Annotated in this window: 15 protein-coding genes; 2 read left to right on the forward strand and 13 right to left on the reverse strand. The window is 65.6% G+C overall.

The window, feature by feature from the left end:
* The first annotated feature begins 146 nt into the window (after window positions 1-146).
* Window positions 147-3038 (forward strand): excinuclease ABC subunit UvrA, encoded by a 2892-nt coding sequence (gene uvrA / locus AB4Y42_RS25500; protein ID WP_368692499.1) that lies wholly within the window; start codon window positions 147-149, stop codon window positions 3036-3038.
* A gap of 113 nt (window positions 3039-3151) precedes the next feature.
* A complete protein-coding gene (locus AB4Y42_RS25505; RefSeq protein WP_368692498.1) occupies window positions 3152-4237 on the forward strand; it encodes an AI-2E family transporter in 1086 nt (361 codons plus the stop codon).
* Between the two features lie 30 nt (window positions 4238-4267).
* On the opposite strand, the gene AB4Y42_RS25510 is transcribed toward AB4Y42_RS25505, so the two are convergent.
* From AB4Y42_RS25510 to AB4Y42_RS25570, 13 genes are all read right to left on the reverse strand, one after another.
* Entirely contained in the window at window positions 4268-4963 is a 696-nt protein-coding gene (locus AB4Y42_RS25510; protein ID WP_368695714.1) for a response regulator, read from the reverse strand.
* A 72-nt stretch (window positions 4964-5035) separates the two neighbouring features.
* The gene (locus tag AB4Y42_RS25515; protein ID WP_368692496.1) at window positions 5036-7045 is read right to left on the reverse strand and encodes a type IV pili methyl-accepting chemotaxis transducer N-terminal domain-containing protein; all 2010 of its coding nucleotides are present in this window, start codon (window positions 7043-7045) and stop codon (window positions 5036-5038) included.
* 253 nt (window positions 7046-7298) lie between these two features.
* Window positions 7299-7982, reverse strand: coding sequence for a respiratory nitrate reductase subunit gamma (gene narI, locus AB4Y42_RS25520; protein ID WP_368695715.1), 684 nt, complete (start codon window positions 7980-7982; stop codon window positions 7299-7301).
* A complete protein-coding gene (gene narJ / locus AB4Y42_RS25525; RefSeq protein ID WP_368692494.1) occupies window positions 7979-8680 on the reverse strand; it encodes a nitrate reductase molybdenum cofactor assembly chaperone in 702 nt (233 codons plus the stop codon). Before narJ ends, narI begins: the two co-directional genes overlap by 4 nt.
* A 16-nt stretch (window positions 8681-8696) precedes the next feature.
* Window positions 8697-10250, reverse strand: coding sequence for a nitrate reductase subunit beta (narH, locus tag AB4Y42_RS25530; protein WP_368692493.1), 1554 nt, complete (start codon window positions 10248-10250; stop codon window positions 8697-8699).
* Complete coding sequence (locus tag AB4Y42_RS25535) at window positions 10247-13972, reverse strand: nitrate reductase subunit alpha (RefSeq protein WP_368695716.1); 3726 nt, start codon at window positions 13970-13972, stop codon at window positions 10247-10249. Before AB4Y42_RS25535 ends, narH begins: the two co-directional genes overlap by 4 nt.
* Before the next feature lie 169 nt (window positions 13973-14141).
* Complete coding sequence (locus AB4Y42_RS25540; RefSeq protein WP_368695717.1) at window positions 14142-15536, reverse strand: NarK family nitrate/nitrite MFS transporter; 1395 nt, start codon at window positions 15534-15536, stop codon at window positions 14142-14144.
* Window positions 15537-15581: 45 nt separating this feature from the next.
* Window positions 15582-16907, reverse strand: coding sequence for a nitrate/nitrite transporter (locus AB4Y42_RS25545; protein WP_368692490.1), 1326 nt, complete (start codon window positions 16905-16907; stop codon window positions 15582-15584).
* Window positions 16908-17154: 247 nt separating this feature from the next.
* Window positions 17155-18024 carry a formyltetrahydrofolate deformylase gene (gene purU, locus AB4Y42_RS25550; protein WP_133182234.1) on the reverse strand — a complete coding sequence of 290 codons (870 nt, stop codon included), beginning with the start codon at window positions 18022-18024 and terminating at the stop codon, window positions 17155-17157.
* Between the two features lie 75 nt (window positions 18025-18099).
* Complete coding sequence (locus AB4Y42_RS25555; protein ID WP_368692488.1) at window positions 18100-18984, reverse strand: DUF4743 domain-containing protein; 885 nt, start codon at window positions 18982-18984, stop codon at window positions 18100-18102.
* 18 nt (window positions 18985-19002) lie between these two features.
* A complete protein-coding gene (locus tag AB4Y42_RS25560) occupies window positions 19003-19617 on the reverse strand; it encodes a LysE family translocator (RefSeq protein WP_368695718.1) in 615 nt (204 codons plus the stop codon).
* Window positions 19618-19652: 35 nt separating this feature from the next.
* Window positions 19653-20219: an adenine phosphoribosyltransferase gene (locus AB4Y42_RS25565; protein WP_368695719.1), complete on the reverse strand. Its 567-nt coding sequence runs from the start codon at window positions 20217-20219 to the stop codon at window positions 19653-19655.
* Window positions 20220-20316: 97 nt separating this feature from the next.
* A complete protein-coding gene (locus AB4Y42_RS25570; RefSeq protein ID WP_368692485.1) occupies window positions 20317-22332 on the reverse strand; it encodes a cation:proton antiporter in 2016 nt (671 codons plus the stop codon).
* Window positions 22333-22528: the final 196 nt, after the last annotated feature.

Genomic DNA, 22528 nt, shown 5'->3' on the forward strand with positions numbered 1-22528 from the left:
TTGACCGGGACGCCCCCTGACGCGCCTCTTTCGAGGCCCTTGCACTTGCCGCTCCGGGCCCTTTCAAAGACCGTCAGCAAGCCGTAACGGCGGTCTGGAAAAGTCGTTATAGTAGCAGGTTTGGTTTCCCTTTCTCCCGCAGGTTCATGGAACAGATCCGTATCCGTGGGGCCCGAACCCACAACCTGAAGAACGTCAATCTGGACCTGCCGCGCCACAAGCTCGTGGTGATCACCGGGCTTTCCGGCTCGGGCAAGTCCTCGCTGGCATTCGACACGCTCTACGCGGAAGGCCAACGCCGTTACGTGGAAAGCCTCTCGGCCTACGCGCGCCAGTTCCTGCAGCTCATGGAGAAGCCCGACGTCGACCTGATCGAGGGTCTGTCGCCGGCGATTTCCATCGAGCAGAAGGCCACGTCGCACAACCCGCGCTCGACCGTCGGCACCGTCACCGAGATCCACGACTACCTGCGGCTGCTTTACGCACGCATCGGCACGCCCTATTGCCCGGACCACGAAATTCCGCTGGAGTCGCAAAGCGTCTCGCAGATGGTGGACGCCGCGCTCGCCCTGCCCGAAGAAACGAAGCTGATGATCCTCGCGCCCGTGATCGTGGACCGCAAGGGCGAGCACGCCGAGCTGTTCGACGACATGCAGGCGCAGGGTTTCGTGCGCTTTCGGGTGCGCTCGGGCGGCGGCACCGCCAACGAAGGGGAAGCGAAGATCTACGAGGTCGAGTCGCTGCCCAAGCTCAAGAAGAGCGAGCGCCACACCATCGACGTGGTGGTCGACCGCCTGAAGGTGCGCCCCGACATGAAGCAGCGCCTCGCGGAGTCGTTCGAAACCGCGCTGCGCCTGGCCGACGGCCGCGCCATCGCGCTCGAAATGGACACGAACCGCGAGCATCTCTTCAGCTCGAAGTTCGCCTGCCCGATCTGCTCGTATTCGCTGCCCGAGCTGGAACCGCGCCTCTTCTCGTTCAACAACCCGATGGGCGCATGCCCCGAGTGTGACGGTCTGGGCCAGATCACGTTCTTCGATCCGAAGCGCGTGGTGGCGCACCCGTCGCTGTCGCTCGCGGCGGGCGCCGTGAAGGGCTGGGACCGGCGCAACCAGTTCTACTTCCAGATGCTCCAGAGCCTGGCCGCGTTCTACGACTTCGACATCGATACCGCGTTCGAAGACCTGCCCGAGAAAGTGCGCAAGATCCTGCTCTACGGCTCCGGCAAGCAGGAGATTCCGTTCTCGTACATCAACGAGCGCGGCCGCACTTCGGTGCGCGAGCATGTGTTCGAAGGGATCATCCCGAACCTCGAGCGTCGCTACCGCGAGACCGACTCGGCCGCCGTGCGCGAGGAGCTTTCGAAGTACCAGAACAACCAGGCCTGCCCGCACTGCGAAGGCACGCGCCTGCGCCGCGAAGCGCGCTTCGTGCGCATCGGCGCGGGCGAGGAGGCGCGGGCCATCTATGAAGTGAGCGGCTGGCCGCTGCGTGACACGCTCGGCTACTTCCAGACGCTGCACCTCGAAGGTGCAAAGCGCGAGATCGCCGACAAGGTGGTCAAGGAAATCGTCGCGCGCCTCATGTTCCTCAACAACGTCGGGCTCGACTATCTCTCGCTCGAGCGCAGCGCCGAGACGCTGTCCGGCGGCGAGGCGCAGCGCATCCGCCTCGCCTCGCAGATCGGCTCGGGCCTCACGGGCGTGATGTACGTGCTCGACGAGCCGTCCATCGGCCTGCACCAGCGCGACAACGACCGCCTGATCTCCACGCTCAAGCATCTGCGCGACCTCGGCAATTCGGTGATCGTCGTCGAGCACGACGAAGACATGATCCGCATGGCCGACTACGTGGTCGACATGGGTCCGGGCGCGGGCGAGCACGGCGGCATGGTGATTTCGCAGGGCACGCCAGCGGAAGTCGAGCACGATCCGGCCTCGATGACGGGCCAGTACCTCTCGGGCGCGCGCCGCATCGACTATCCCGACGAGCGCATCGAGCCCGGCGAGCGCCGCCTGCGCATCGTCGAGGCCCACGGCAACAACCTCAAGCACGTCACGCTCGACCTGCCCGTCGGTCTTTTGACCTGCGTGACGGGCGTCTCGGGCTCGGGCAAGTCCACGCTCATCAACGACACGCTTTATCACGCCGTGTCGCAGCATCTGTATGGATCGTCGGCGGAACCGGCGCCGTTCGAGGCGATCGAGGGTCTCGAGCACTTCGACAAGGTCATCAACGTCGACCAGTCGCCGATCGGGCGCACGCCGCGCTCGAACCCGGCCACCTACACGGGCCTCTTCACGCCCATCCGCGAACTGTTCGCGGGCGTGCCGGCCGCCAAGGAACGCGGCTACGAGTCGGGCCGCTTCTCGTTCAACGTGAAGGGCGGGCGCTGCGAAAGCTGCCAGGGCGACGGCGTGCTCAAGGTGGAAATGCACTTCCTGCCCGACGTGTACGTGCCCTGCGACGTCTGCCACGGCAAGCGCTACAACCGCGAGACGCTCGAGATTCAATACAAGGGCCGAAACATCAGCGAAGTGCTCGACATGACGGTGGAAGCCGCCTACGAGTTCTTCAAGGCGGTGCCGGTGGTGGCGCGCAAGCTCAAGACGCTGCTCGATGTCGGCCTGGGCTATATCCGCCTCGGCCAGTCGGCGACCACGCTCTCGGGCGGCGAGGCGCAGCGCGTGAAGCTTTCGCTCGAACTTTCCAAGCGGGACACGGGCCGCACGCTGTATATACTCGACGAGCCGACCACGGGCCTGCACTTCCACGACATCGCGCTTTTGCTCGAAGTGATTCACCGGCTTCGAGATCAGGGCAACACGGTGGTCATCATCGAGCATAATCTCGATGTAATCAAAACCGCCGACTGGGTCGTGGACATGGGACCGGAAGGCGGCGCGGGCGGTGGGCAGATCGTGGCCCAGGGGACGCCCGAACAGGTGGCGAAGTCGAAGGCAAGCTTCACGGGCCGCTATCTCGCGCCGCTGCTCAAGCGCCAGATCGCCGCGCTGGACACGGCCTCGGGCAAGTAACCCGCCAGGCGGGCTGACAAGCGGGCCGGAAATTTAGCAGTAGAAATAGCTGCAGCAACAACGGGTCGGGGGCGCGTGCACCCCCGAAAGTTTGGAGACGGAATACACCCAACATGGTCAAGCGCAACGAAGCGACCGAAGATAAACAGGTGCGCGACCTGCGGCCACGGCCGGTCAGGCTCACGAGCGATATGAGCCTGCCGAAGCTTTCGGCAGTGGAAATCGGCAGCTATGTGACTGCGCTCGCCGGCATGCTGGCAGTGCTGCACCTGAACCTGCTCGGCGCACTGCTCGCGGGCATGCTCGTCTTCCAGCTCGTTCATACCATTTCGCCGCTCATCGAGCGGCGCATGTCGAGTAGCCGCGCACGCTGGCTCTCCGTGGTGCTGGTTTCGATCGTGATCGTGGGGGTGCTCACGGGGCTCACCGTGGGCGTCATCGAGCAGTTCGAAAACGACGTGCCGAGCGTGCAGAAGGTCATGGCGCAGATGATGACGTTCGTCGACCAGGCGCGCGGGCGCATTCCCGAGTCCATCGCCGCCTATCTGCCCGTTGACGTCGCCCAGATGAAGCTCAAGGCGCTCGCGCTCATGCACGAGCACGCCACCCAGCTCGGCCAGGGCGGCAAGAACGCCGCGCGCATCTTCGGGCATATCGTGATCGGCATGATCATCGGCGCGATCATCGCCATTGGCGCGCAGAAGAACGCCACGCGGCTGCCGCTTTCCACGGCGTTCGTCGCGCGCGTGTCGCGTTTCGCCGACGCGTTCCGCCGCATCGTGTTCGCGCAGGTGAAGATTTCCGCGATCAACACGGTGTTCACCGGCCTCTTCCTCCTGCTCGCGCTGCCGTTGTTTCACGCGCCGCTGCCGCTCGCGAAGATGCTGGTCGTGGTGACCTTCGTGGTGGGCCTGTTGCCCGTGATCGGCAACCTGATCTCGAACACGCTGATCGTCGCCATCGCGCTCACCGTGAGTCTGCCCGCGGCGGTCACGGCGCTCGTGTTTCTCATCCTGATCCACAAGCTCGAATACTTCCTGAACGCGCGCATCGTGGGTGGCCAGATCGAGGCGCGCACGTGGGAGCTGCTGGTCGCGATGCTCGTGATGGAAGCCGCGTTCGGCATTCAAGGCGTGATCGCCGCGCCGATTTTCTACGCGTATATCAAGCGCGAACTGATTTATCTGCGGCTCGTCTGAGCCGCTTTCGCCAAGACCCGCGCGCGGACTTCAACGCCCGCGCGGCTCGCCGGGCACGTCGGTCATGCCGTCGTGCCCCATGGCGTAGATCGCCACCTGCACGCGGCTCGTGAGATTGAGCTTGCGCAGAATGTTGCGCACGTGAATCTTCACCGTGCTCTCCGCCAGGTCGAGCGTACGCGCAATCTCCTTGTTGCTCGCGCCGCGCGCCAGCTCGCGCACGATGTCGCGCTCGCGCGCCGTGAGCGTCTCCGCGCTCGCACGCGCGGCGCCGGTCGTGCCGGTCCCGCCGGTCGACTGCGCGGGCTTGCGCATCTGCTCCACGAGCTTCGCCGTCATGTGCTCGGTAATGACCGGCTGGCCGCTCGCGGCCTTGCGGATCGACGCGACGAGCGCGTCGGCGTCGATGTTCTTGAGCAGGAAGCCGCGCGCGCCCTCGCGCATCGCGGCGGTGAGCTCGTCGGCTTCCTCGGAGACGGTGAGCATCACGACCGCCGTGTCTGGCAGGTCTTCCACCAGCAGTTGCAGCGTTTCGAGCCCCGAGAGGCCCGGCATGTTGAAGTCGAGCAGGATGACGTCGGGCAGGTGCTGCTTCGCGCGCTTGACGCCTTCCACGCCGTCCGACGCCTCGCCGACCACCTCCAGGTCAGGCTGGCGCTGCAGGAGCGCGCTCACGCCCGAGCGAAAGAGCGTGTGGTCGTCGATGAGCAGGATGCGTATGGTCATGGGGATCGTTGTCTTGTCGCGATGTCTTGCGGTTCTGATCGTAACGCCGTCGGCCAGGTTCGTTGGCCGCATTCACGCGGCCATGCGGCTCGTGGCGGGCAGCACCAGTTCGACGCGTGCGCCGCGCCCCGGCGCGCTCTGTAGCGTGAGCACGGCGGCAAGACGTCTCGCGCGCTCATGCATGATGTGAAAGCCCACGTGCGATTCGCCGCGCGAAGCGATATCGGCGGGATCGTAGCCCACGCCGTCGTCTTCGATCGTCAGGCGGAAGTCGCGCGCGTTCACGACACTCACCTGAACGTGCAGCGCCTCAGCATGCTTGCGCGCATTCGAGAGCGCCTCCTGCAGCACGAAGAGTACCTGCAGCTGCTGGTCGGGCGGCAGCGGCGGCCCGTCTTCGTCGCGATAGTCGAGCGTCAGCTCGGCGTCCGACTGGCGGCGAAAGCGCGCCACGGTGTCCTCCACGGCGAGGCGCAGCTTGCCCGGGCCGAGCTTCGTGCGGAAATTCAGCAGCAGTTCGCGCACGTCGTCGTAGCTTTCCTCGACGCCGCCCGCGAGCAGCGGCACGATCTCGCGGATCTCGTCGAGGTCGCCCTGCTGCGCCGCCCCATCGAGCAGGTGTACTTGCATCTTCAGGAAGCTCAGGCCTTGCGCGATGCTGTCGTGCAGCCCCTGGGCGACGAGGTTGCGCTCCTCGGACACGGCGAGCTGGCGCCCGAGCGCCACGAGCCGCCGGTTCATGAGCGCGACGCCCAGGTGGCGGCCGAGCGTCTGGAGCAGCTGGACGCCCGACGGCGGAATCTCCCGCTCGCGCCGGAAGTGCAGCGAGAACGTGCCGAGCGTCTCGTTCTGCGCGACGATGGCCGACACCGCGACGCTCACGAAGCCCGCTTTCAGGCAGCGCTGCGTGAAAGCCCCGCCCAGGCCGCTTTCTCCGCTTTCCCCACCGGCCGTGCGCGCGCCCGGCTGCGCCATCAAGCCGAATACGACCGGCGCCTCGGCCGTCGCGCCCCCGCACGCACAGTCGGCCGCGGGCATGCACTGCTCCGCGCGCGTGATCGATTCGGGCATGCCTTCCGAAACGAGCAGATGCAGATTGCCGTCGTCAGGCGAAACGACGCGCACCGTGCCGCCATCGGCGTCGAATTCGCGCATCACGCGCGTGAGGAAATCGTGGCACAGGCTTTCCGCCGGGCCCGGCGTGTTGAGAAACGCCGCCATCTCGTAGAGCGTGGCGAGTTCGCGGTTTTGCGCCGCCAGTTGCGCGGTCTTGGCGTCCACACGCTCCGCAAGGTCCTGATAGAGCGCCTGCAGCTCCGCGACCATGCGGTTGAAGCCTTGCGTGAGATGACCGAACTCGTCGTACGTTTCCACCGGCAAGCGCGTGTCGAACTCCCGCGCCTCGATGCGCGCGAGGCCGTCCTGCAAGCGCTGCACGGGCGCCACGAACCACTGGTAAAGCAGATAGACGATCGCCAGCGTGCCCACGCACGACAGCGCCGCGAGCGCGACCTGCGAAATGCGCAGCCACGCGGTCTTGCGCGCGTTCTCGCGCTCGATCAGGCTGACGAGCCGGTTCGCCTCGTCGACGAAGCCGGGCAGCAGGCCGATGTACGTCGAGGGCTCGCCCCCGCTGGCGGCGAGGTCGCTCAGCGCAGCGGGCCTGAGCGTCTGGTTCCAGGCAGTCGCGACGCGATCGAACTGCGCGTGGATGCCGGCATCGGCGGGGAGAAAGAGCGGCCGCGCCGGATCGCCGTCGCGCAATTCGCGCAGCGTCTCGTCGAGCTGGCGCATCTGGGCGTCGACTTGCGAAGGCTTGCCGGTGCGGGCTTCCCACAGTGAGATCGCCACCGCGTTCGCGCGCATGCGCAGGCTGCCCGCGTCGTTGATCGCGGCGGCGCCGCCTTCGAGCTGCCAGGAAAGCCAGAGCGTGCCGCTGATCATCGCGAGCACGAGCGCGAGCGCGACCGTGGAAAGCACAACGATGCGCGTGGAGAGCCGCCTCGGGAAAGGCGCTTCCTGCGCGCCGGAAGATCCGGCAGAAGCGGCGGATGCGGCTGCGGAATCGGAAGACGGAGTCATGGCCGGGACCGGGAATCGGCTACGCCGAAACGGCGGCGCCTATACCGACATTATCTGACGGAGCGCGGCCGATCGCGCGCTATGTCGCGGTCTGCACGGCCAACTGCGACACTATGCGTCAGTTCGCCTGCCTCCCGGGCGAGTCACGGTGAGCCAGCTTGCGCACATCGTGAAAAAAGCGGGGAAGGCGAGCGTGCTCGCTCCCCGCGAAGAACGGCCATCCCCACGGCCGTCCAGAGGCAAACGTTGGCCGCTAGCGGCTGCGCACGAGCTGCCAGGCGCGCGAGAGATAGGTGATCGAGGCGAACCCGCTCCACACGTGCACGAGCCGCGTGAACGGGAAGATCACGAACAGCGTCATGCCCATGAAGAGGTGCATGCGGAAGATGAGCGGCGCGTCGGACACGAAGCTCGCCGCGTCGCCGCGGAACGTGACGATGTGCTGCGCCCAGGTCATGAGCCGCACCATCATCGCGCCGTCCATGTGGCTAGCCGATTCGCCGATGGTGCTCAGCCCGAGCAACAGCGTGACGAGCAGCCACAACAGCAGCACCTTGTCGCCCACGCGCGTCACGGCCGAAACGCGCGCGTTCGAAAGCCGCCGGTGCAGCAGGATCGCGAGGCCCACCAGACACATCGAGCCCATCACGCCGCCCGCGACCATCGCCACGAGCTGCTTGACCGCGTGCGGCACGCCGAGCCAGTCCCACACCGCGACGGGCGTGAGCAGACCGAACAGATGCCCGAAGAAAAGCCCGAGCACGCCGACGTGAAAGAGGATATTGCCGAGCCGCAAATGCCCGCGATAGAGCAGCTGCGAGCTGTCCGCCTTCCACGTGTACTGCTCGCGCTCGAAGCGTGCGAGGCTGCCGAACAGGAAGATGGCGGCGGCAATATACGGATAGATGCCGAACAAAAACTGGTTGAGCGTGTTCATGGCGATTCCTTTGCGCAGGCAGCCAGAGTGGTCGCGGTGGCCGCGGCAAACTGCGCTCGCGGGTGGAACTGAACGACCTGCGGCGAGTTGCTCGCGCCGAACGCGTGCATGAGCGGCTCCACGCCGTCCGCGCCAGTGCCGAAGCGTTCGAGCGCCTCGTCCATGTCGCGCACGGGCGCGCCCACGAGCGGCAGCGGCTCGACCTCGGTCAGCTCGCACAGCACCGTGAAGATGCCCGCGTAGGGGCTTTCACTCTTCTCGAGCTGATTGCCGAGCGCCGCGAGTACGTGAATCGCCTCGCCGAGCAGGGCGCTCGCCTCTTCGTCGCCAATCAGACCGAGCACTTCGAGAAAGAGCGGCACGTAGTCGGGCAGTTCGCTCGTCGCGACGTCGAGGCCATGGCTGCGGTATTCGTCGAGCAGATCGACCATCGCCTGGCCGCGTGCGCGGCTCTCGCCGTGCACGTGCTCGAACAGATGCAGCGAGTGGCGCGGATTGCGGTCGAAGGTGGCCACGTACGCTTCCTGCGACTCGACGAGCGAGCGCTCGCGCAGCGCCGCGATGAGCGGCGCCAGTTCGTGCACTGCGAATGCGCCGTTCGGCAGGGCTTCGAGCGCGGCTTCGATCTCGTCGAGCGCGTCGAGCAAGGGCTGCTCGGGATAATCGAGCAGCGCGGAGAGAATGGGATAAATCGACATGATGGCGTCCTCCCGCTCAAGCTTCAGACGGCGTCTTGCGACGCGACTTCGGCATATCGGCATACACCACGCTGCCTTCGACCTTCGAGCCGAACAGCGAGCCCTCGGAAACGCCGCCCGAACAGCCGTTGCCGAACGAGAAGCCGCAACTGCCCTTCTCGTTGAACGAGTCCTCGACCATTTCCTTGTGCGACGACGGCACGACGAAACGGTCCTCGTAGTTCGCGATCGCCATGGTGCGGTACATGTCCTCGACCTGCTCGGGCGTGAGGCCCGCGCGCGCAAGAACCGCGTTGTCGTTCACGCCGTCCACGGCCTGGGTGCGCTTGTAGGCGCGCATCGCCAGCATGCGGTTGAGCGCCGAGATTACGGGCTTTTCGTCGCCGGCGGTCAGCAGGTTGGCGAGATAGCGCATGGGAATGCGCAGGCTCGCCACGTCGGGAATCACGCCGTCCATGCCGATATGGCCCGCGTCCGCGGCCGACTGGATCGGCGAAAGCGGCGGCACGTACCAGACCATCGGCAGCGTGCGGTACTCGGGGTGCAGCGGGAACGCGATCTTCCACTCGACCGCCATGCGGTACACGGGCGAGCGCACGGCGGCGTCGAGCCAGCTCTGCGGCACGCCCTGGCGGCGCGCCTCGGCCTGGATGGCGGGATCGTGCGGATCGAGGAACACGTCGAGTTGCGACTGATACAGATCCTGCGTCGATTCAACCGAGGCCGCCTCGCTGATGCGATCCGCGTCGTAAAGCATCACACCGAGATAGCGGATGCGGCCCACGCACGTTTCCGAGCAAACGGTGGGCTGCCCCGCCTCGATGCGCGGATAGCAGAAGATGCACTTCTCGGCCTTGCCGCTCTTCCAGTTGAAGTACATCTTCTTGTACGGGCAGCCCGAGATGCACATGCGCCAGCCGCGGCACTTGTCCTGGTCGACGAGCACGATGCCGTCGTCTTCGCGCTTGTACACCGAGCCCGAGGGGCACGACGCCACGCACGCCGGATTCAGGCAGTGCTCGCACAGGCGCGGCAGATACATCATGAAGGTGTTCTCGAAGGTCGAGTACATCTCCTTCTGCACGTTCTCGAACAGCTTGTCGCGGCTGCGCGAGGCGAACTCGCCGCCCAGGTCGTCTTCCCAGTTGGGACCCCAATGGATCTTGTCCATCTTCTTGCCGGTGATGACCGACACGGGGCGCGCGGTGGGCGGCGTCTGCGAGAGGCGCGCCTTCTGCAAATGCTCGTAGTCGTACGTGAACGGCTCGTAGTAGTCGTCGATGCCGGGCAGATTCGGGTTCGCGAACAGGTTGGCCAGCACCTTGAGCTTCGGGCCCTGGCGCGGCTCGATCTTGCCGTTCGGGTTGCGGACCCAGCCGCCGTTCCACTTCTCCTGGTTCTCCCATTCCTTCGGATAGCCGATGCCGGGCTTCGTCTCGACGTTGTTGAACCACGCGTACTCGACGCCATCGCGCGATGTCCACACGTTCTTGCACGTGACGGAGCACGTATGGCAGCCGATGCACTTGTCGAGGTTCAGGACCATCGCCACCTGGGCGCGGATTTTCATGATGCTGCTCCTTCCTTCATCGGGCCTTCCAGCCACTCGACCTTCTTCATCTTGCGCACGATCACGTACTCGTCGCGATTGCTGCCGACGGTGCCGTAGTAGTTGAAGCCATACGCGAGTTGCGCGTAGCCGCCGATCATGTGCGTGGGCTTGAGCACCGTGCGCGTGACCGAGTTGTGAATGCCGCCGCGCATGCCGCTCGTTTCCGCGCCCGGCACGTTGATGATCTTTTCCTGTGCGTGATACATGAGGCACATGCCGCGCGGCACGCGCTGGCTCACCACGACGCGCGCCGTGAGCGTGCCGTTCACGTTGAACACTTCGACCCAGTCGTTGTCGACGAGCCCCGCTTCCTTCGCCTCGGCTTCCGAGACCCAGACGTGCGGGCCGCCACGCGAAAGCGTGAGCATGCGCAGGTTGTCCGTGTACGTGGAGTGGATGCCCCACTTCTGGTGCGGCGTGATCCAGTTCAGCACGAGTTCGTGCTCGCCGTTGGGTTTCGCGCCGAGCATCGGCGAGGTCGTCTTCGTATCGATGGCGGGCTTGTAGTTGCAGAGGCCCTCGCCGAAGTCGAGCATCCAGCGGTGATCCTGATAGAACTGCTGACGGCCCGTGAGCGTGCGCCAGGGGATCAGCTCGTGCACGTTCGTATAGCCCGCGTTGTAGCTCACCTCTTCCGATTCGAGCCCCGACCAGGTGGGCGCGGAGATGATCTTGCGCGGCTGCGCCTGCACGTCGCGAAAGCGGATCTTGTCGTGCTCGCGGCCTTCGGCCAGATGCGTGTGATCGCGGCCCGTGATCTTCGAGAGCGCGTCCCACGCCTTCACCGCGACGTGGCCGTTGGTTTCCGGCGCGAAGGTGAGAATCATCTCGGCGGCGTCGATGGCCGTTTCCAGACGCGGGCGTCCCTCGGCCGCGCCGCGGTTCTGCTGGATGCCCGTGAGCTGAGCGAACTCGCCCACCTCGTGCACGGTGTTCCAGTTGATGCCCTTGCCGCCGTTGCCCAGCTTTTCGAGCAGCGGCCCGACTGAGGTGAACTTGTTGTAGATCTCGCGATAGTCGCGCTCCACGAGCGTCATCGAAGGCGCGGTCTTGCCCGGGATCAGATCGCATTCGCCAAGGCGCCAGTCCTTCGGCTCGAACGCCTGACCGAGTTCACCTGGCGTGTCGTGCATGAGCGGCGTGCACACGAGGTCCGTGCGCTTGCCCAGATGCGCGCCGCCGATCTCCGAAAACTTCTTCGCGATGGCCTTGTAGATCTCCCAGTCGGTCTTGCTCTCCCACAACGGCTGCACCGCCTCCGAAAGCGGATGGATGAACGGGTGCATGTCCGACGTGTTGAGGTCGTCCTTCTCGTACCACGTGGCCGAGGGCAGCACGATGTCGCCGTAAAGGCACGTGGTGCTCATGCGGAAGTCGAGCACCGTGAGCAGGTCGAGCTTGCCTTCGGCCGCTTCGCGCACGTTCACTTCGGAAGGCTTGATCGCGTCGGCTTCGTCGCCGAACAGCGCGTTCTGCGTGCCGAGCAGGTACTTGAGGAAGTACTCGTGACCTTTGCCCGAGCTGCCCAGGATGTTCGAGCGCCACACGAACATGTTGCGCGGGAAGTTTGCGGGATTGTCGGGGTCGTCGCAGGCGAAGTTCAATGCGCCCGACTTCAGCTGATCGACGGTGTACTGCACCGGCTGCACGCCCGCGCGCTGCGCAGCATCCACGACGTCGAGCGGATTGTCGCCCAGTTGCGGCGCCGAAGGCAGCCAGCCCATGCGCTCGGACTTCGCGTTGAGGTCGAGCATCGACAGGTTCTTGTAGCGTTCGCGGTCCGCGCCCGGGCCGAGGATCTCATCGAGGCTGACCTTCTCGTGGCGCCACTGGCTCGTGTGGTTGTAGAAGAACGACGTGCCGTTCATCTGGCGCGGCGGGCGCGACCAGTCGAGCGCGAACGCGAGCGGCGCCCAGCCGAATTGCGGACGCAGCTTTTCCTGGCCCACGTAGTGCGCCCAGCCGCCGCCGCTCTGGCCGATACAGCCGCACATCATCAGCAGATTGATGATGCCGCGGTAGATCATGTCGTTGTGGTACCAGTGATTGAGCGCCGCGCCGACGATCACCATGCTCTTGCCGCGCGTGCGGTCGGCGTTGTCGGCAAACTCGCGCGCCACCTGGATCACGAGCTTGCGCGGCACCGTGGTGTGCTTCTCCTGCCAGGCGGGCGTGCAGGGCACGTCGTCGTCATACGAGGACGCGACGTTCGGACCGCCCAGGCCCTGGTCGACGCCGTAGTTGGCCATCTGCAGGTCGAAGACGGTCGCGACCAAAGCGCTCGTGCCGTCGGCCAGCGCCACGCGCTTCACGGGCACGCGACGCGCGAGCAGCGCGCCATGTTCGCCGCCGAAGTACGGGAAGCCCACCTCGACCACTTCGTCATGCCTGTCAATGAGCGACAACAGCGGATCGATTTCGCGGCCGCTGCCGCCGTCTTTCATTTCGAGGTTCCAGCGGCCCACCTTCTTGCCGCCGTCGTGCTCGCCTTCGCCCCAGCGGAAACCGATCGAGCCGTTCGGCGCGACGATGTCACCCGTGGTCGAATCGATGGCGAGCGTCTTCCACTGCGGGTTGTTCGCTTCGTCGAGATTCGCGGCGAGTTGCGACGCGCGCAGGAACTGGTCCGGCACGAGCGCGCCATCGCGCTTCGCGAGCGTGACGAGCATCGGCATGTCGGTGTACTGCTTGACGTAGTCGCGGAAGTACGCGGACTTCGCCGTTGCGTGAAACTCCTTGAGCACCACGTGGCCCATCGCGAGCGCGAGCGCCGCGTCGGTGCCCTGCTTCGGCGCAAGCCAGATATCGCCGAACTTCACCATCTCGCCGAAGTCGGACGACACCGCCACCGTCTTCGTGCCCTTGTAGCGGACCTCGGTGTAGAAGTGGGCGTCGGGCGTGCGCGTTTGCGGCACGTTCGAGCCCCACACAATGAGATACGTGGAGTTGTACCAGTCGGCCGATTCGGGCACGTCGGTCTGCTCGCCCCACACCTGCGGCGAGGAAGGCGGCAAGTCGCAATACCAGTCGTAGAACGACAGACACGCCCCGCCGATCAGGCTCAGATAACGCGCGCCTGCGGCGTACGAGACCATCGACATTGCCGGAATGGGCGAAAAACCCACCACGCGATCGGGACCGTACTTGCCGATGGTGTAGGCGTTGGCCGCCGCGATCATCTCGGTGGCCGTGTCCCACCCGGCGCGCACGAAGCCGCCCTGGCCGCGCGCGCGCTTGTAGTGCGCCGCCTTCTTCGGGTCCTCGACGATCGAAGCCCATGCCTTGACCGGGTCGAGCGTCTTGCGCGCCTCGCGCCACATTTCGATCAGGCGCCCGCGGATCATCGGGTACTTCACGCGCTGCGCCGAATACACGTACCAGCTATACGATGCGCCACGCGGGCAGCCGCGCGGTTCGTGATTGGGCAGGTCGGCGCGCGTGCGCGGATAGTCGGTCTGTTGCGTTTCCCACGTGATCAGGCCGTTCTTCACGTAAACCTTCCATGAGCACGAGCCCGTGCAGTTCACGCCGTGGGTCGAGCGCACGATCTTGTCGTGCTGCCAGCGGCTGCGATACCCGTCTTCCCACTTGCGGTCCTCGTTCACCACCGCGCCGTGACCCTTCGAAAACGTCGACTTCACGCGCGACATGAACTTCAACCGGTCCAGAAAATAACTCATCAGGTTCTCCGGGACTGCTGCTGGAATCGATCGATCACGCCTGTCGCCGCCCGCTTGCGTGGCACGCGTGGCGACAGGCAGCCGTATCGTTCCGAGTATGGCGGGCAGGCCCGTGCCTGCCCATTCATCAACGGGAGAGTTCGCACTACTCCCAAAGGACTAGTTCGCTTCAGCAAGGTGTGGATGCGTTGCGGCGCGCGTAGAAGAACCACGTCACCACCGCGCACACCACATAGAAGCCGATGAAGCACACGAGCGCGCCGACCGGTGAGCCCGTCATTTCGAGCGACGAGCCAAAGCTCTTCGGAATGAAGAAGCCGCCGTACGCGCCCATTGCGCCCGCGAAGCCGAGCACCGCCGCCGACTCCTTGCCCGCTTCGGCGAGCGCGCTGCGCTGCACGTCATCACCGTTGCCCTTCGCGGCGCGTTGATGGTGCGTCAGGAAGATCACGGGAATCATGCGGAAGGTCGAACCGTTGCCGATGCCGGTGAGCGCGAACAGCACGACGAACATCGCGAGGAAACCGGCAAAGCTGCCCTGTGCGCCGCCCAGCGCGCCGCCCGGCAGGAACGCGATCACGCCCATCACCGCGACGATCATCGCGAGGAAGGTCCAGAGCGTGACGCGCGCGCCGCCGAGCTTGTCCGAGATCCAGCCGCCAACGGGGCGCGTGAGCGCGCCAGCGAGCGGCCCGAGGAAGGCCCATGCAGTCGGGTTGATGGCGGGAAACTCGGCCTTCGTGAGAAGCGCGAGGCCGGCCGAGAAACCGATGAACGAGCCGAACGTGCCGACATAGAGAAAGCACATGATCCAGTTGTGCGCGCGGCGGAAGATCACGGCCTGCTCGCGGAACGAGGCCTTCGCATCGGCGATGTCGTTCATGCCGAACCACGCGGCAAACGAAGAGACGACGATGAGCGGAATCCACACGAAGCCCGCGTTCTGCAGCCAGATGCTGTGCTCGGCGCCGTCCTTCACCCAGGTCTGGCCGTCGCCGAGCAGGCCGGCGAACACGGCCGTCGAGATGACGATCGGCGTGACGAACTGCACGAGCGAGACGCCGAGGTTGCCGATGCCCGCATTGAGGCCGGTGGCAAAACCCTTGCGCGCCTTCGGAAAGAAGAAGCTGATGTTCGCCATCGACGAGCTGAAGTTCGCCCCGCCGAGACCGCACAGCAGGGCGAGCACGAGCAGCGTCGTATACGAGGTGGACGGATCGCGCAGCGCGAAGCCCATTCCGAAGGCCGGAATCAGGAGGCTCGCCGTGGAGATCGCCGTGAAGCGGCGGCCGCCGAAAATCGGCACGAGGAACGAATAGAAGATGCGCAGCGTGGCGCCCGAAAGCGCAGGCAGCGCCGTGAGCCAGAAGAGTTCGTTCTTGGTGAAGTGAAAGCCGCCCTTGTCGAGATTGACGACCGTGACGCTCCACAGCGACCACACCACGAACGCCAGCATCAGCGCGGGAATCGAAATCCACAGGTTACGGGTGGCGATCTGCTCGCCGGAAGCCTGCCAGAACCGGGTGTTCTCGGGCTCCCATTGGGTCAGGAGATACTTGGACATGGTTGTGCTCGTTCAGTAGGCGCCGCAGACGCGGCGCGAGTTGGATCATTCGGAGTACGTGGTTTCCTGCGGCGCCGGCGTCGCGGCGCCAGCCTTGCGCGCGAGCTTCGCGCTGCCCAGGGCGAGCGCTTCGGGGCGGAACGAAAAGTGCATGAACAGCAGGCTCACCAGGGTGGCGCCGAACATCAGCATGAAACAGGTGGTGCGCACGCCCGTGAGGTCGACGAGCAGGCCGAACAGGATCGGCAGCACGAAGCCCGCGAGACCGCCCGCCAGCCCCACGATGCCGGAGACGGCGCCGATGTTGTCGGTGTACTCGTCGCCGATGAACTTGAAGACCGAGGCCTTGCCCACCGCCATCGCAATGCCGACGACGAACATCAGCACGGTGTAGAACACCGGTCCCGTGCTGATATGCAGACCGAGCGGGCCATGCGCGCTGTGGATCGTGAAGTCGGTCGGCGGATAGCTCAGCAGGAAGAAGCACGCGAGCGCGACCCACATCACGGCCCACGTCGTGCGATAGGCGCCGTAGCGGTCGGAGAGCCAGCCCCCTACCGCCCGCAGCACGCCGCCGGGCAGCGAGAAGCACGCAGCGAGAAACGCCGCATGCTCGATGTCGAAGCCGTACTGGTTCACGTAGTACTGCGGCATCCATAGCGACAGGCCGACATAGCCGCCGAACACCACCGAGTAGTACTGCGCATAGCGCAGCACGCGCGGGTCGGCGAGCACGCGCAGCTGGTCCGCTACGCTCTCCTTGCCGGGCACGCGGTGCGCCGGGTTGCTCGCGGAGAACATCCAGAACAGCAACGCGGTCGCGAGCATCGCGACGGCGTAGACCTTCGGCACGATGGTCCACGTGCCGGCCGCGACGATCAGCACCGGCGCCACGAACTTGTTGAGCGCGGCGCCCGAATTGCCCGCCCCGAAGATGCCCATGGCGAGCCCCTGGCGCGACTTCGGGAACCAGCGCGCGACATAGGGCGTGCCCACCGAGAACGAGGCGCCGGCGAACCCCACGAACAGGCCGAGCGTGAGGAATTGCCACAGTTGCGTCGCGTACGAGACGAGCCAGATCGGCACGACGGTCACGAGCATGGTGATGAAGAAGACGATGCGCCCGCCGAAGCGGTCGGTCCAGATGCCGAGCGGCACGCGGGCGAGCGAGCCCGTGAGCACGGGCATCGCGGCAATCAGGCCGAACTCGGTATCGGTGAGGTGAAGCTGTTTTTTGAGCGGAATGCCGAGGATCGCGAACATCATCCAGACGGCAAAGCAGATCGTGAACGCAAAGGTACTCGAACCCAGCACGCGCCAGGCACGGCTATCGGCGACGGGTTCCGCCTGCGGGGATAGGGCGGCTTTCATGAATTTCCCTCTTGTCGTTTAGTTGACGTGACAAGAGTAGGAAAGACGAAAGGTGCGGACTATTCTCCGCAGGGAGTGCGCGACGATGCGCCACTAGAACTTAAGGAGTAGTACCGCGGGAGCGAGTTGGCGCGGAAGAAAAATCGCATGCATGCGAACGCGCCGGAGAGCAATAAGATTAGTTCGAAAAACCGTAGCGTGTCATGAAACACGCTACGGCATGGTGTCGCACGTGATCAACCAAAGATCAGCGGAACACGACCGTCTTGTGCCCGTTGAGCACGATGCGATGCTCCACGTGCCACTTCACCGCGCGCGCGAGCGTCACGCATTCCACGTCACGGCCAATGGCGGTGAGCTGGTCCGGCGTCATGTTGTGATCCACCCGTTCGACTTCCTGCTCGATGATCGGGCCTTCGTCTAGATCGGACGTCACATAGTGCGCCGTTGCGCCGATCAGCTTCACGCCGCGATCGAACGCCTGATAGTACGGCTTCGCACCCTTGAAGCTCGGCAGGAACGAATGATGGATGTTGATCGCGCGGCCTTCGAGCGCCTTGCAAAGCTGCGGCGAGAGGATCTGCATGTAGCGTGCGAGCACCACGAGATCGGCGCCTTCGCGGTTCACCACTTCGAGCACGCGCGCTTCCTGCGCGGCCTTGTCGGCCTCGGTGCCGCCGAGCAGCGGGAAGTGATGGAACGGAATGTTGTAGCTCGCGGCGAGCTGATAGAAGTCCTTGTGATTCGAGATGATCGCCGGAATCTCGATAGGCAGCTGGCCGGTGCGATAGCGGAACAACAGGTCGTTCAGGCAATGACCGATCTTCGAGACCATGATGACGACGCGCGGCTTCACGTTCGCGTCATGCATCTCCCAGCGCATGCCGAACTCTTGCGCGAGCGGCTCGAACGCGCTGCGCAGGCCGTCGAGGCCCGGGTCGCCGCCCACTTGCTGGAAGTGCACGCGCATGAAGAACTCGCCCGTGTGGCTGTCGCCGAACTGGGCAGAGTCGAGGATATTGCTGCCGCGCTCGAACAGAAAGCCCGACACGGCATGCACGATGCCAGGCCGGTCGGCGCACGACAGTTTGAGGATGAAGCTGTGATCGGTCGACATGACCTTGGTAACTCCCGTCAATACTTTGCTGTTGCTAAAAGGGCTTGGGGCCTTGCTAAGAGAACCGGCGCCCTTTCACAGCGTCGGCGGTTCGAAGATCACGGCAATGCCCTCGCACGCGTCTTCGTCGATCCATTGGCGGCGCAGCAGGCAGTCGAGCGTCGCGAGGCTCGCGTCGACCGTCATCGCGCCCTCCTCGATCCAGCGCGCGGCTTCGTCGATGCGCGCGAGGCGATGCTCGCCCACTTCGCCGTCCTGGTTGTGCGGCACGAAGTCGGCCGGGAGCACGAGATCGTAGATGAAGATCTGCTCGGCCTGCGTGCCTTCCGGCAGCGACTGCAGCACGTGCACGGTGCGGCCCGCGCGCGCCGCGCGCGCCAGCTCCTCGGCAATGCCCGCCTCTTCCCAGCATTCCTTCACGAGCGTGGCCTCGATGCCGAGGCCCCAGCCGATGCCGCCCGCCACGACGTTGTCCAGCATGCCGGGGTCGGTGGCCTTGGTGTCGCTGCGCCGCGCGATCCACAATTGCGGCGCGCAGGGCCCACCTACGCCGGCCGCACCGGCATCCGCGTATTCTACGACGCCGTTCAGATGCACCGCGTACGTCATCGTGCCGAAAAAGCGCGAGGCCGCGCGCTCGATAAAGGCGAGCGGCGGCGCATCGAAGGCGTTGCGGATCGCGTAGGTTTCGTTGCGCCAGCCCGGAATGTGCCCTTCCGCCGCGAGTGCGCCGATCACCGAGCCGAGCGCCGCGCTGCGCGTCGTGACGTTGTCGAAGTGCGGGGCGAGCGTCACGCGGGCGCTGTGCGCATCGCCGTCGATTTCGAACACGTCGGGCCAGCGCGCGAGCAGCGCCACGTCGTTCTCGCGTATCCAGCCCACGCGCTCGTCACCGATATGAAACGGCAGATGCGCGCCGGCATCGAAGCGCCGCGCGTCGGTAATGCAAGGCAAGGTCATCGATCAGGACTCCGTAGATCAGTCACGCAAGGCGACGCGAATGCCGATGGCGATGAAGGTGACGCCGGCGAGGCGGTCGAGCCACACGCCCGCGCGCGGGCGGCGCTTCAGCCAGCCGCCAATCGTGCCCGCGCACAGCCCGAAGAGGGAGAACACCACGACCGTCTGCGCCATGAACACGAGGCCGAGCTCGAGCATCTGCAGCGTGACGGGCTGCGCGCCATGCGGGTCGACGAACTGCGGCAGGAACACGACGAAGAACAGCGTCACCTTCGGGTTCATGATGTTGCCGATCACGCTCTGGCGAAAGATCGCGGAGAGCGGCTGGCGCGGCTTGTCGCCGGCGGCGGCGAGGCCCTGGCTGCGCAGCGCCTTCACGCCGATCCACACGAGATACGCGGCGCCGGCGAGCTTGAGGATCTGGAACGCGAGCGGCGAAGAGCGCAGCACGGCGGCCACGCCGAGTGCCGCGAGCGTGGTGTGGAACGTCACGCCCGCGGCGAAACCGAGCGCGGCTACGAGACCGGCGGCGCGGCCTTGCGAAATGCCGCGCGCGAGCACCTGGAGATTGTCGGGACCGGGCGCGAACGTGATGGCGATGGAGGTGGCAAGAAAGAGCGCGAAATTCGGCATGAGATCGACTCGTGACGGTGGGCGTTCGGGTTGTTTCAGTGGCCGCCGAAGGCGGTCACGGTGAAGAGCGGCAGGCCGGCATCGGTGAGCAGCTTCGAGCCGCCCAGATCCGGCAGGTCGATGATCGCGGCGCCCTCCACCACTCTCGCGCCGAGGCGTTCGAGCAGCAGCTTGCCGGCCATCATGGTGCCGCCGGTGGCGATCAGGTCGTCGACGATCACCACGCGGTCGCCCTTGCCGCAGGCGTCCTCGTGAATCTCGACGGTCGCTTCGCCGTATTCGAGCTTGTAGGTCTCGGAAACGGTCTTGTACGGCAGCTTGCCGATCTTGCGGATCGGAATGAAGCCCACGTTCAGCTCATACGCGACGATCGGCCCGATGATGAAACCGCGCGCGTCGAGCCCAGCCACGTAGTCGAGCTTCGCATCGACATAGCGCTCGACGAACAGGTCGATCAGCACCCGCAGGCCCTTCGGATGGCCGATGAGCGGCGTGATATCGCGGAACTGCACTCCCGGCTGAGGCCAGTCGGGCACCGTGCGGATCAGGCTTTTCACGAACTGGGCGGCTTCGGCGCTCGGGTTCGCAGGTGCGTTGGACATGATTTCTCCGGGTAGTGGCTAGATAAAGAACGGCAGAGTGTTTTAAACGGGGCGGGAACCTTTGGCGCGGTCTCGCGATTGCGCCGACGACGGCGTATCAGGCCGCCGCCGCACCCGCGCCCGCCGCACCGGGCTTGCGATGCCGCGAAAGCCGCTCCTCGGCCTGCGCGAGCTGCTCGGGCAGACCGCGCAGCACGACGATGTCGGCCTCGCGCAGCTTGGTCGATGGGTCCGGTTCCACGCCGCGAATGCCGTGGCGGCGGATCGCCGTCACCTCGACGCCGAGCTCGTACAGGCCCAGTTCGGCGAGCGTGCGGCCCACGGCGTCGGCGCGCTCGTCGACCGGTACGGATTGTAGCCGCACCTGCTCGTGACCGTCCTCGCCCACATCGTCGGTGCCGTGGAAGTAGCCGCGCAGGAGGCTGTAGCGCTCGTCGCGCAGTTCCTCCACGCGGCGCACCACGCGCCGCATCGGCACGCCCATCAGCACCAGCATGTGCGAGGCGAGCATCAGGCTGCCTTCCACGATCTCCGGAATCACCTCGGTCGCGCCCGCGGCGAGCAGGCGTTCGAGATCGGCGTCGTCCACCGTGCGCACGATCACGGGCAAGGTGGGCTCCAGCTCGTGAATGTGATGGAGCACGCGAAACGCCGATTGCGTATTGGCATAGGTGATCGCCACCGCGGCCGCGCGGTGGATGCCCGCCGCGACGAGCGACTCGCGCCGCGCGGCGTCGCCGAACACCACCGACTCGCCCGCCGCCGCAGCCGCTGCAACGCGGTCGGGGTCGAGGTCGAGCGCGACGTACGAAAGACCTTCGTATTCGAGCATGCGCGCGAGGTTCTGCCCCGCGCGGCCGTAGCCGCACACGATCACATGGCCGCTCTGCTTGATGCTTTGCGTGGCGATGCGCGTCATCATCAGCGATTGCTGCATCCATTCCGTCGAGGAAAGGCGCAGCACGATGCGGTCGGCGTTCTGGATCAGGAACGGCGCGGCGAGCATCGACAGCAGCATGGCCGCGAGGATCGCCTGGAGCAGCGTGGCGTCGACCAGATGCTTGTCGAGAATGAGGTTCAGCAGCACGAAGCCGAATTCGCCGGCCTGCGCGAGGCCGAGACCCGTGCGCATGGCCACGCCCGGCGAAGCGCCGAAGATGCGCGTGAGCGCGGTGATGAGCACGGCCTTGAGCACGACCGGCCCGAGGAAGAACGCCGCCACCATGATGGGGTGCTGCCAGATCACGTGCGGGTTGAGCAGCATGCCCGTGGTCACGAAGAACAGGCCGAGCAGCACGTCGCGAAACGGCTTGATGTCCTCTTCCACCTGGTGCTTGTACGGCGTTTCGGCGATCAGCATGCCCGCGATGAAGGCGCCGAGCGCGAGCGAGAGGCCGAACTTGTCGGTGATGAACGCGGCGCCCAGCGTGACGAGCAGCACGTTGAGCACGAACAGCTCCTGCGAGCGGCGGCGCGCGACCACGGTGAACCAGCGCGTCATGAACTTCTGGCCGACGATGAGCAGAATGCCGAGCGCAAGCACGATCTTCACGGCCGCCGTGCCGAGCGACTCGACGAGCGACGCCGACGAGCCGCCGAACGCCGCGATCACGATCAGAAGCGGCACCACGGCCAGATCCTGGAACAGCAGCACGCCGAGAATGTTGCGGCCGTGCTCCGATTCGATCTCGAGCCGCTCGGAAAGCATCTTGCTGACGATGGCCGTGGACGACATGGCGAGCGCGCCGCCCAGCGCCACGCAGGCCTGCCACGTGATATGCACCCACGGCTCCAGCACGAGCCCGAGCAGGAGCGCCACCACGATCGTGCCCAGCACCTGCGAAAGCCCGAGGCCGAACACGGCGTGGCGCATGGCGCGCAGCTTCGAGAGCGAGAACTCGAGGCCGATGGAGAACATCAGGAACACGACGCCGAACTCGGCCAGGTTCTGCGCGCCATGCGTGTCCGGCACGATGCCGAGCGAGCGCGGGCCCACCAGAATGCCCACCGTGAGGTAGCCGAGCATCGGCGGCAGATTCAGATAACGAAACAGCACGACGCCAACCACCGAGGCGAGCAGCAGGAACAGCGTCATTTCCAGCGGGGAGATCATCGTGTGAAGCGTCCTCGTTCGTCTGCGTCGTTACCGGCGATGCAAATTCTGCCCCGCGCCGGGTCGATCATCGACGCAGGGGCGGCTAGGGCCTGTTTACATTAATAACGGGCTAATTGGGAAGGGCTACGGAGAAACGGCTGGACAAGCCAGGCGGCTCGCGCACGGGGTTTGGGCGCTGGGGGCGCTGGCGCGG

Source organism: Paraburkholderia sp. EG286B, from assembly GCF_040965655.1.
GTDB lineage: Bacteria > Pseudomonadota > Gammaproteobacteria > Burkholderiales > Burkholderiaceae > Paraburkholderia.